This is a genomic window from Pseudomonas sp. HT11, from assembly GCF_044875395.1.
Taxonomy (GTDB): Bacteria; Pseudomonadota; Gammaproteobacteria; order Pseudomonadales; family Pseudomonadaceae; genus Aquipseudomonas.
In genome coordinates, this window is the sequence record NZ_CP173217.1 from 180,455 (window position 1) to 191,662 (window position 11,208).

At 61.3% G+C, this 11,208-nt stretch carries 7 protein-coding genes; all 7 read left to right on the forward strand.

From position 1 onward, the window contains the following. Positions 1 to 57 precede the first annotated feature (57 nt). The 7 genes from ABWL43_RS00770 (at position 58) to ABWL43_RS00800 (ending at position 11,192) form a co-directional block, all read left to right on the forward strand. Positions 58 to 690, forward strand: coding sequence for an NADH:ubiquinone oxidoreductase subunit N (locus ABWL43_RS00770; RefSeq protein ID WP_106577321.1), 633 nt, complete (start codon positions 58 to 60; stop codon positions 688 to 690). A 148-nt stretch (positions 691 to 838) separates the two neighbouring features. After that, on the forward strand, positions 839 to 2,335 hold the full coding sequence (locus tag ABWL43_RS00775; protein WP_145159633.1) for a YdgA family protein: 1,497 nt from the start codon (positions 839 to 841) through the stop codon (positions 2,333 to 2,335). Between the two features lie 298 nt (positions 2,336 to 2,633). Next, the gene (gene pgaA / locus ABWL43_RS00780; protein WP_404486238.1) at positions 2,634 to 5,114 is read left to right on the forward strand and encodes a poly-beta-1,6 N-acetyl-D-glucosamine export porin PgaA; all 2,481 of its coding nucleotides are present in this window, start codon (positions 2,634 to 2,636) and stop codon (positions 5,112 to 5,114) included. A 12-nt stretch (positions 5,115 to 5,126) separates the two neighbouring features. Then, positions 5,127 to 7,124: a poly-beta-1,6-N-acetyl-D-glucosamine N-deacetylase PgaB gene (pgaB, locus tag ABWL43_RS00785; RefSeq protein ID WP_369301839.1), complete on the forward strand. Its 1,998-nt coding sequence runs from the start codon at positions 5,127 to 5,129 to the stop codon at positions 7,122 to 7,124. A gap of 2 nt (positions 7,125 to 7,126) precedes the next feature. Beyond that, a complete protein-coding gene (gene pgaC, locus ABWL43_RS00790; RefSeq protein WP_177017148.1) occupies positions 7,127 to 8,467 on the forward strand; it encodes a poly-beta-1,6-N-acetyl-D-glucosamine synthase in 1,341 nt (446 codons plus the stop codon). 2 nt (positions 8,468 to 8,469) lie between these two features. Continuing rightward, positions 8,470 to 8,952 (forward strand): poly-beta-1,6-N-acetyl-D-glucosamine biosynthesis protein PgaD, encoded by a 483-nt coding sequence (gene pgaD, locus ABWL43_RS00795; RefSeq protein ID WP_106577326.1) that lies wholly within the window; start codon positions 8,470 to 8,472, stop codon positions 8,950 to 8,952. Positions 8,953 to 9,467: 515 nt separating this feature from the next. After that, positions 9,468 to 11,192: a ShlB/FhaC/HecB family hemolysin secretion/activation protein gene (locus ABWL43_RS00800; RefSeq protein ID WP_404486241.1), complete on the forward strand. Its 1,725-nt coding sequence runs from the start codon at positions 9,468 to 9,470 to the stop codon at positions 11,190 to 11,192. The last annotated feature ends 16 nt before the right edge of the window (positions 11,193 to 11,208 follow it).

An 11,208-nucleotide genomic window follows, 5' to 3' on the forward strand; every position in this document is an offset into this window, starting at 1 on the left:
GAGTCGCCGTGGCGGCTCACCTGACACTGCTCGCGTTTGCTCATGGGGATTCCAATAATGAAAAACCCTTATGCTCCCGCTTTCTGGTGCGTGTGCTTCGCACTGGTGTTGTTATCGGCTGCCTATTTCTACGGCGTCATGCTTGCCCATCAAATCGACAAGGCCATGGTGTTTCTCGACAGCGCGTGCCTGGTGATTGGCACGTTGTCCATTGGCGTGGTGGCGTGGGCGTCGTATCAAAATCAACGGGTGAAGAAAAAACTGCTCGAACAAGGCAAGACCCGCGTGGCGATCTGGGACACCAAAGTCGCCTTGCGCCGCGTCGAAACCGTGTTCGACCGCTATTTCTGGGGCAGCTACTGGCAGCCCGGGCGGACCTTCCAGGAAGTCATGGGCGAACTCACCGGCACCCCGCTGGAAAAAAGCCTCGAAGCCCTGAAAAAACAGTGCGTGCTGCTCGACCAGCAGGTAGCCGACGGTAGGCATTGGCTGAATAACGCACGGGAATTGTCCGACGTGGCCAACGCCATGGCACGCGAGCGCTACCAGCTGGACTTCTGCAACCCCAAGGTCGACACCCCGGGAAACGCCGTCATACACCGCGAATTCGAGGTGTTGGTGTACACCTGGACCGCACGTTTGAAGAGTTTTGATCATCAACTCGATGAGATTGAATTGGAGTACTCGTGAACCAACGGTTGACCTGACCCCTCTGAAAAGCTGGGCCGTTCGCGGCCGCCAGTGCTAATCTTCCCCCGTTTTCGGCGGGTTTGAGCCAACCCCTCTTGGGGTTCAAGGAAGACAGCCCACTTCTCACAGGATTTGATCAGGTCACTTCATGAATAAGCCAGCAGTCGTTCTTTTGGGTTTCGTTGTCGCCGTCGGCGTCGTCAGTGCAGGCGGCGCCTGGTACACCGGTAAGCAACTGGAGCCGGTGCTGCAGACCGCGATCCAGAACGCCAACAAGGAACTGCAGACCTCCATGGCCGGCGTCGACGGTAGCGTGAACCTGGAGCTGGTGTCCCTGGACCGTGGCCTGTTCAGCAGCACCGCTCACTACCGCCTCAAGGGTCAAGGCAGCGTATTCGGCGAAGAAAATCCGAACCCTGAGCTGCTGTTTGTCGACCACATCGAACACGGCCCGCTGCCGTTCTCGCGCCTGGTTTCGCTGAAGTGGCTGCCGGTTATGGCCACCAGTCACTATGAGCTGGAGAAGAACGCCACCACCGAAAAATGGTTCGCCGCCAGCAAAGACGTGTCGCCGCTCAGAGGCGTGGCCAATATCGGCTACAACCGTTCGGTCGATGGCAACGTCGAGCTGCTGCCTCTGGAGCTCAAGGACGACAAGTCCTCGGTGAGCTTCTCCGGCGCCAACCTGGACTTCGACGGCACCGCCGAAGGCCAGAAGGTCAAGGCTGAAGGTTATATGAACAGCCTCAAGGTCGCGGTGATCGATGCCAACGGCGCGCCTTTTGAAGCCGAGCTGTCCGGCCTGACCGTGGCCAGCAACCTGGAAAAAACCACGTTTGGTTTCTACACCGGGCAAAACACCGTTGAGCTGACCGACACCAAAGTGACCTACGGCCCGCAGAAAGCCGTGCTGACCCTCAAGGGCTTCGAGCAGAAAGACACCAGCGAGACCAAGGACAACAACCTGGCCGGCCGCGTCGATTACAAAATCGACGAGATCGGTTACCAGGGCAAGCCTGTCGGTTCGGCCGCCATGGCCCTGAGCATGAAAAACGTCGACATCCCGGCCATGCTGGTACTGACCAAGCTTTATCAAGACAAGATGCAGCCGGTGCAAGCCGCCGCCGCTGCTGGTCAGCCTGTGCCTGAGCTGCAACTGACCGAAGCCGAGCAGACCCTGGCCGAGGCCAACGTCAATCAGGTGCTGGCTGCCAAGCCGCAAGTGGCGGTGGAAAACCTGTCGCTGAAAACCACCCACGGCGAAAGCAAATTCAACCTGGTGGTCGACCTGACCAAGCCGGCTTCCATGGAGCTGCCGCCGGTTGAACTGGGCAAGCAGGTCATCGCGCTGCTGGATGCCAACCTGACCCTGTCCAAGCCAATGATCGGTGACGTTGCTGCATTGCAAGCGCAAGTGGGCGGCGTGACCGACCCTAAAGCCATCGAGCAGCAATCGCAGATGGCGGCCGAGATGGTCAGCGGCATGGCCGTCGGCACCCAGTTGGCTACCTTGGTGGGCACGGATGTGGTCTCCAAGCTGCATTACGCCAACAATGAAGTGACCTTCAACGGCCAGAAGATGACGGTTGAGCAATTCATCGGGTTTGTGATGGCCAAAGCCGGCGCGGTCAGCGGCGCGCAGTAAGATTTCTTACATCAGTAAGAAATAAATAATGGGGGAGCAGGGTTGCCTGGGGCAGCGGTCAAACAGTCGGCATACGGGCCGGCGGTGACCGGTCAGCCCCGGCAAGTCTGCTCCCCCATTGGCTTTTCTGTTGACGGGACAATTCTGAACAATTGTTCCGAATCGGACATATTCCTACATTCATAGGGGATAGTTCCTACAGGAAAGCTAGGCCGGGTCATCAGACGCCGGCACCCTGATGCAAACCGCTCAGGACCACCTATCGTTACAGCTTTCCGCGTGTAAGGAAGCTCACGATATGTTGCGAAACCTACCCATAAGTGCTTCAGGCCGGTTGCGACTGCTCATCGGGGCTGCCTTGTGCAGTCAATTGCTGATGCCCGGCCTCGCCCTGGCCGATCCGGCCTACGACGCGTTGATTATTCAGGCGCGAAACGGCAACTTCACGCCGGCCCTTACCCAACTGCGCCAATTACCTGCCGAGCGCCAGACGCCAGGCCAGATCAGCGATCACATTGTGATTGCCGGCTGGGCCGGGCAAGACGCCGAAGTGCTGAAGGTGTACGAGGCGCAAGGCAAGAATCGCAACTTGACTACTCAGGCGCTGGCCACGGTCGCCCGTACCTATCGCAATCAAAAGCAGTGGCCTCAGGCCCTGGCGGTTTATCAGCAGGCGCTGCTGCGTGAACCGAATAATATCGACCTGCAACTGGGCCAGGCCCTGACCCAGGCCGACGGGGGCCAAACCAACGAAGCGGTGCAACGCACCCGCGCATTGGTGGCGGCGCAACCCAATGACCCCAACCGCCGCATGGCCCTGGGCTACGCGCTGACCCGCGCGGGCTTGAATTACGACGCCCTGTTCGAGTTCGACCAGGCTTTTATCCGCGCGGGTGACAAACCCGAAGTGGTGCGCGAATACATCGTCGCCCTGCAAAAGGCCCGTTTGCCGGAGCCGGCCCTGCGCCTGTCGGCCAAGCACCCAGGCGTGCTCGATGTTGTTACTCAGCGCCGTCTGGAAGGCGACCTCGCCGCCGAACGTGTGCGCATGGCCGAGTACGCCACGCGCACCGAGAAAGAACGTTATGTGGTTGCTGATCGCGCCCTCAGCGACTACGACACACTGCTCGCCCGCTGGACCCCTGACCAGAGCGCCCATGACGACGTGGTGCGCTGGCGCATCGACCGCCTGGGCGCCCTCAAGGCACGCGCGCGCACCGCCGAGGTTATCCGCGAGTACGAAACCCTCACTGGCGAAGGCGTGCAGTTGCCGACCTACGCCTTGCGCTGGGTGGCTGCGTCCTACCTCGACCAGCGCCAGCCGGAAAAAGCCGAGCCGCTGTACCGCCAGGCGCTGACGGCACCGGATGCTGATCCGGGTGACCACGTCGAAGACAGCACCGCATTGTTTTACGCCCTGCTCGAAAGCGACAAGGTGATGCAAGCGCGCGAAGTCGCCAATAACCTGGCCACCAACCAGAAACCTCGCGTTGAACTCAAGGGCTTGCCCATCGGCAACCCCAACGACAGCTGGATGGACGCGCAGCAACTGGCGGCCCAGGCCGGCACTTACGGCGGTGACCTGCCAGGCAGCGAAACCGGGTTGGAAGCCCTGGTGGCGAAAGCCCCTGGCAATGTCGGCCTGCGCCTGGCCCAGGCCGATATGTACCGCGCGCGTGATTGGCCGCGGCGCGCCGAAGGCTCGCTCAAGGAAGTTGAAACCCAGGCCCCGCGTGATATCGGCCTGGAAGTGTCCCAGGCCTACACCGCCATGGACCTGCAGGAATGGCGGCAGATGGACGCGCTGACCGATGACGTGCTGGCGCGCAACCCCGACAGCCGCCAGGTGCAGCGCCTCAGCCGCCTGCGCGACGTACACGACATGGCCGAACTGCGCGTCGAAGCCTACACCGGTAAAAGCTACGGCGGTGGCGGTAATGATGATGTGGGCGCAGTGGCGGGCAGCCGGGACTGGGGCATCGAAAGCGTGCTTTACAGCCCGCCCATCGATGAAGACTGGCGCGTCTTCGCCGGCGCCGGTTACGCCACCGCAGACTTTACCGAAGGCACCGGCCAGCATCGCTTCCAGCGCGTCGGCGTCGAGCAGCGCACCCGCGACATGACCCTGGAAGCCGAGGTGTCCAACCACTCCTACGGTTATGGCTCCAAGCAAGGCGCGAGCGTGTCGATTGCCCGCGACATCAATGACAACTGGCAGTACGGCGGCAGCCTCGGTTACCTCCTGGCGACCACGCCGCTGCGCGCATTGAATGCCGATGTCACGGCCAACGGCGGCAGTGGCTTTGTCCGCTGGCGCGAGAATGAAAGCCGCGAGTGGAAGCTGTCCCTGAGCCCGTCGCATTTCAGCGACGGCAACAACCGCCTCGAAGCGCTGCTCACCGGCCGCGAGGGCATCTACAGCTCGCCGCATGTGCAGGTGGACCTGGGCCTGGAAGTCGGCGCCAGCCGCAACACGAAGGACGACGTGGTGTATTTCAACCCGAAATCGGACTTCAGCGTGTTGCCCACCATGACGGTCAATCACGTGCTTTATCACCGCTATGAGACCCAGTGGAGTCAGCAGTTCCAGGTCGGTGCCGGTACCTATAGCCAGCGCGATTATTCCACCAGTGGGGTCGGCCTGATCGGCTACGGCCAACGTTTTCGCTGGAACGACGTGCTGGAAGCCGGCGCCAACCTGAGCCTGATCAGCCGCACCTATGACGGCGATCGCGAACGCGATCTGCGCCTGCTCGTCGACCTCACTTACCGTTTCTAAAAGAGCCTGAACATGACTGTCCTCAGCCGTTGTTTATTGGTCCTGGGTGTATTGCTGGCCGGCGCGTGCGCCCAGCAACCTGCGCCCTATACCCCACCCGCCGAGCGGCCGACACCTGCGCGTGAAGCGCCGTGGCCGAAAAACCATTTCCTGGGCATTGCCTACCACGACATCGAAGATCGCGACCCCGATCAGGCGGTGGTGGCGGTGCGCACTGAACGGTTGGTCGACCAACTGGCCTGGCTGCGCGAGAACGGCTACCGGCCGGTCAGTGTCGATCAGATCCTGGCAGCGCGCAGCGGTGGGCCGCAGTTGCCGCCCAAAGCCATCCTGCTCAGCTTCGACGACGGCTATTCCAGCTTCTATACCCGCGTGCTACCGATTTTGCGTGCCTATAACTGGCCGGCAATTCTGGCCCCGGTCGGCTATTGGATCGACACGCCGCTGAATAAACCGGTGGATTTTGCCGGCACACCGCGCGCGCGTTCCGACTTCCTGACATGGGAGCAGGTGCGCGAGATCTCCAAATCGGGCCTGGTCGAAATCGCCGCCCACACTGACGCCAGCCACACCGGCATCCTGGCCAACCCACAAGGTAACCAGGAGCCGGCCGCCGCAACGCGACGTTATGACGCCGCCACTGGCACCTATGAAACCGAGGCGCAGTTCCAGGCGCGGATGCGCGCCGACGTCACGGCCATTACCCACAAACTGCGCGCCGTCACCGGCAAGGCGCCGCGTGTATGGGTGTGGCCTTACGGCGCCGCCGACGGCACCTCGTTGGCGGTCGTCGGCGAACAGGGCTACCAGATGGCCCTGACCCTGGACGACGGCCTCGACGACCTCGCCAACCTCAAAAGCAGCCCACGCTTCCTGGTGGCCTCCGACCCGGACGGCGAGCACTACGCCAACGCGATTGTCGGCACACAGGCGCGGACCTCGATGCGCGTGCTGCACGTGGACCTGGATAACGTCTACGACCCGGACCCGGCCCAAGAGGCACGCAACCTCGACCAGTTGGTGCAGCGCGTGGTCGACATGGGCGCCAGCACCGTGTTCCTGCAAGCCTTCGCCGACCCCAAGGGTGACGGCCTGGTGCATTCGCTGTACTTCCCCAACCGCCATCTGCCGGTGCGCCGCGACTTGTTCAACCGCGTCACCTGGCAACTGCGTACCCGTGGCCACGTGGCGATCTACGCGTGGATGCCAGTGCTGAGCTTTGCGCTCGACCCTTCGTTGCCGCGTGTCACGCGAATGGACCCGAAAACCGGCCAGGTCGGCCTCGACCCGGACCAGTACAAGCGCCTGTCGCCGTTTGATCCGGCCGTGCGCCAGCAGATCGGTGAGATCTATGAAGACCTGGCACGCAACACTGCCATCGACGGCGTGCTGTTCCACGACGACGCGGTCCTCTCTGATTTCGAAGACGCCAGCCCCGCAGCGCTCAAGGCTTACGCCGCCAACGGCCTGCCGGGCAGCATTGCCGCGCTGCGTGCCGACCCGGCCGTGATGCAGCGTTGGACGCGTTTCAAGAGCCGCTACCTGATCGACTTTACCCAGGAACTGGCCGCAAAAGTGCGCGCCATCCGCGGGCCGCAGGTGCAGACGGCGCGCAATATCTTCGCCGAGCCGATGCTCAACCCGGCGAGCGAAGCGTGGTTCGCGCAGAACCTCGATGACTTCCTCCAGACCTACGACTGGACCGCGCCGATGGCCATGCCGCTGATGGAAGGCGAGACGCTGAAGAACTCCAACGCCTGGCTGGAAAAACTCGTGGCCACCGTCAAAGCCCGTCCCGATGCCTTGCAGCGCACCGTGTTTGAACTGCAAGCCAAAGACTGGCGCACCAAAGACGCGCCCGATATCGACGGCGCGCAGATGGCTGAATGGATGGGTGTGCTCAAACGCCAGGGGGTCAGGAGTTTTGGCTACTACCCGGACAACTTCCTGGAAAATTCGCCGGACCTGAAGACGGTACGTCCGGCCCTGTCCAACCAATGGAACCCTTGACCATGTTCGACAGAATCCTGGCTTTATTCGTGTTGGCGCTGGTGTTGGGTGTGCCCCTTGGCCTGATCTTTCTGGTCACCGGGCAGTTCCTGATGGACTTCGTGTTTTTCTACCCGCTGTTCATGTCGGCCTTGTGGATCGCCGGCGGGCTGTACTTCTGGCTGCACTGGGAGCGTCACTGGCCGTGGAAGGAAGACACGCCGGCGCCGATCCTGGCCGGCAACCCGCTGATCTCGATCATCATTCCTTGCTACAACGAGGGCGATAACGCCGCCGACACCATTCATGCGGCGCTGGACCAGCTGTACCCGAACATCGAAGTGATCGCCGTCAACGATGGCTCCAAAGACAACACCGCCGCGGTGCTTGATGCCCTGGCGCTGGAGCACCCACGGCTGCGCGTGCTGCACCTGGCGCAGAACCAGGGCAAGGCTGTGGCCCTGCGCATGGGCGCGGTGGCTGCGCGCAGTGAGTACCTGGTGTGCATCGACGGCGATGCCTTGCTGGATAAAAATGCGGCGGCCTACATGGTCGCGCCGATGCTGGACAACCCGCGCCTGGGCGCCGTGACCGGCAACCCGCGCATTCGTACGCGTTCGACCTTGATCGGCCGGGTGCAGGTGGGCGAGTTCTCTTCGATCATTGGCTTGATCAAGCGCACCCAGCGGGTGTTCGGTCGCATCTTTACGGTGTCGGGTGTGGTGGTGGCGTTTCGCAAGAAAGCGCTGGACCGCATCGACTACTGGAGCACCGACATGATCACCGAGGACATCGATGTCAGTTGGAAGCTGCAACTCGATCACTGGGCCATCTTCTACGAGCCGCGTGCCCTGTGCTGGATCCTGATGCCCGAAACCGTCGGTGGCCTGTGGAAGCAACGCCTGCGCTGGGCCCAGGGCGGCGCCGAAGTACTGTTCAAAAACATCCGTGGCATCTGGCAATGGCGCCATCGCTACCTGTGGCCGCTGTTGTTCGAATACTGCTTGTCCACCGGTTGGGCCTTCACTTTCCTGCTCTCGGTGATCTTCTGGGGGCTGGGCAAATTCATGGTGCTGCCGCAGGCGATTGCCGTGGATTCGCTGGTGCCGCCGGCGTTTACCGGGCTGGTGCTGGCGATGGTGTGCCTGCTGCAGTTTGCGGTGAGCATCCTGATTGATCGGCGCTACGAAAAGGACCTGTGGAAAACCCTCTTCTGGACCGTGTGGTACCCGATGGTGTTCTGGCTGGTCAGTTTGCTCACCACATTGGTCAGCTTTCCCAAGGTGCTCTTCAACCAGCACCAGAAGCGCGCGCGCTGGGTCAGCCCGGACCGCGGTATTAAACCTAGCGAAGAGGAGGCGTGACGATGAAACTGGTCAGAACTCGCCAGAACACAGTGATGTGGATCATCGACGTGCTGCTCACCCTGCTGGCCTGGGCCGGGCTGGTCTGGCTGCTGGCACGCGGGATCGGCGCAATGCTGGAAACCCATGGCGGCCCGCGCATTGAGGCGCCGATTTTTGCGGCGCTCAACACCTTGCAGATCTACCTGTGGATCGCCTTGTTCAATGCGGTGATCCTGATCAGTTGGGCACGCTATCAACAGCGCCGTGGGCGCAAGTTTGCCCAGCGTCGCGCCGAAGCCAACGCGCTCAGCGATAAAAGCCTGAGTGAAAGCTTCAACTTGGGCGACGGCCACCTCGAGCAGTTTCGCAAGTCGGGCGTGCTGGTGATTCACAACGATGACGAGGGCGGCGTAGAAGATGTGAAGGCCCATGTTTCGCGCGACGTTGAGCGGCCAGGACTGACCCTGGTGCCAGGGCAGGAAAAAGACAAAGGCGCAGGCTAATTGCCCCGTGCTCTTTACCCCGCGCTCTGTGGCGAGCGGTCTGTGTGGTGAGCGGGCTTGCCCCGCGTTGGGCTGCGAAGCAGCCCCACACCTGACGCCACGATCTTCCTGACGTAACGCGGCGACACTGACCAGGGGAACGCTTCGCGCCCCAACGCGGGGCAAGCCCGCTCGCCACAAGAGGCGCTATCCCAGACTCATCCGATAAATGGGATCCAATTCACAAAACATGCGCGAACTTTTCTGTATTCCCCTGTACTAACCTAACTCGGCATTTAGTTGATGGCTAAGTAATGGCATCTGCTGGGTTGTTTGCCGAAGGGTTATCAAAAACAGTGGCCGCTTGTCGGAATAAAAGTTTCAACAACAAGCGCTATCACCGTTTTATGATTATTTGTTGTTATTAATCAATAGGTTGCGGTTTTAATAAGTGCGAATGTCCGACAAGTCCAGCTTCTTGGGCTAGCGCGAGTTCGATGTTAGTTTGCCGCTCCTTGATTTTCGATGGATCGAACATGTCTTTGTTATTGCCACGGACTCGGTATTTGCTGTGCACTTTCCTGCTCGCCTGTCTGGGCCTGAACAGCGCCACAGCCGCTCCCACGCCAGGGGATCAAGACTTGATCCGCGACCGGCAAAATCGCCTGCTCGAAGAGCAAGGCCGGCGTCTGCAAGAACTCCAGGACCTGCCCGGCAAAGAGGCCAAGCCCCAAGCCCCGGCGACGCCCGCTGACACCCGCTGTTTCCCGATCAAAGACATCGAGCTCAAGGGCGCCGACAGCCTATCCGCTGCCGACCGCACGCTGTTGCTCAAACCCTATGTGGGCCAATGCCTGGGCGTCTCGCAGCTCAATGAGCTGCTTAAAGTCATCACCGACTATTACATCGCCAAAGGCCGCGTCACCAGCCGTGCCTACCTGCCGCAACAGGACCTGTCCAGCGGCCACCTGCAAGTGATGGTGGTCGAGGGCAAGCTCGAAGCCTTGAGAAGCGCCGAAGGCAGCAACGTGACCGGTCGCGAGCTGGCCATGGCCTTTCCCGGCAAGGTCGGCGAGGCGCTGAACCTGCGCGAGGTCGAGCAACTGGTCGACCAGCTCAACCGTCTGCCGTCCAAACAGGCACAAATGGAACTGACCCCCGGCAAAGACGTGGGCGGCAGCGACGTGGTGGTCAAGAACACCGCGCAAAAGCCGTGGCGCGCCAGCCTGTCGCGCAATAACGATGGGCAAAGAAGCACCGGCGAGCAGCAATGGGGCGCGGGCCTGGAGTGGGACAGCCCGCTGGGGCTGGCCGACCAACTGGTGCTGCGCGGTGGTCACGACGCGATCAGCGACCACCAGAAAACGTCGAAAAACACCATGCTCTACTACAACGTGCCGTGGGGCTGGTGGAACTTCAGCTACACCTACAGCGAGAGCGATTACCGCGCGCTGGGTTACACCGACACCTTCAAGTTCAAGCAGTCGGGCGATAACGAAAACCACCAACTGCGCGCAGAGCGCGTGATTCACCGCGATGACGTGAGCAAGACCTCAGTCAACGTCGGTCTGGCTCACCTGCGCACCAACAACTACATCGACGACGCCCACCTCGAAACCAGCAGTAATCGCCTCAGCGAACTGCAATTTGGCATCAACCACGGCCGGCGCATCGGCAATGCCTTTGTCAACGTTGACCTGGGCGTGCAGAACGGCATCGGTGCATTTGACGCCCAGCGCGACGACCAGCATCGCGATCAGTACGGGCACCTCACGGCCACTCCCGATTACCGCAAATACACCGCCACCGTCAGTTATCTGCAGCCGTTCAGCCTGTGGGGCGAATCGTTCAGCTTTACCAGCTTGGCCACCGGGCAACGCAGTGAAGACGTGCTGTTCTCGCCGCAACGCATCAGCCTCGGCGGCTCTTCTTCGGTACGCGGTTTCAAGGATCAGCAATTGTCCGGCGACAGCGGTGGCTACTGGCGCAATGAAGTGCGCTGGGCCCGCCCGGTCACGTTGGAATGGCTGCGCCCGGCCTTCGCCGAATACGGCACCAGCCTGGGTTACGACCAAGGCGTGATCCGCAACGACCGTTACAACGACGACTACCACGGCCGCGTTTCAAGCAACTCCGTGGAGCTGTTCGCCCGGGGCAAATACGTCAGCACCAGCGTGACGTTTGCTCACTCGTTAGAAAGGCCTGGGGTCGTGATGGAGCGCGAAGCACCGATCTACTTCCGCATGGATTTCTTCCTGTAATTCAACGCCCTGCTGC

Coding starts and splice junctions, on each gene's coding strand:
- pgaA (WP_404486238.1), top strand. CDS start 2,634: ATGTTGCGAAACCTACCCATAAGTGCTTCAGGCCGGTTGCGACTGCTC.
- ABWL43_RS00775 (WP_145159633.1), top strand. CDS start 839: ATGAATAAGCCAGCAGTCGTTCTTTTGGGTTTCGTTGTCGCCGTCGGC.
- pgaB (WP_369301839.1), top strand. CDS start 5,127: ATGACTGTCCTCAGCCGTTGTTTATTGGTCCTGGGTGTATTGCTGGCC.
- pgaC (WP_177017148.1), top strand. CDS start 7,127: ATGTTCGACAGAATCCTGGCTTTATTCGTGTTGGCGCTGGTGTTGGGT.
- pgaD (WP_106577326.1), top strand. CDS start 8,470: ATGAAACTGGTCAGAACTCGCCAGAACACAGTGATGTGGATCATCGAC.
- ABWL43_RS00800 (WP_404486241.1), top strand. CDS start 9,468: ATGTCTTTGTTATTGCCACGGACTCGGTATTTGCTGTGCACTTTCCTG.
- ABWL43_RS00770 (WP_106577321.1), top strand. CDS start 58: ATGAAAAACCCTTATGCTCCCGCTTTCTGGTGCGTGTGCTTCGCACTG.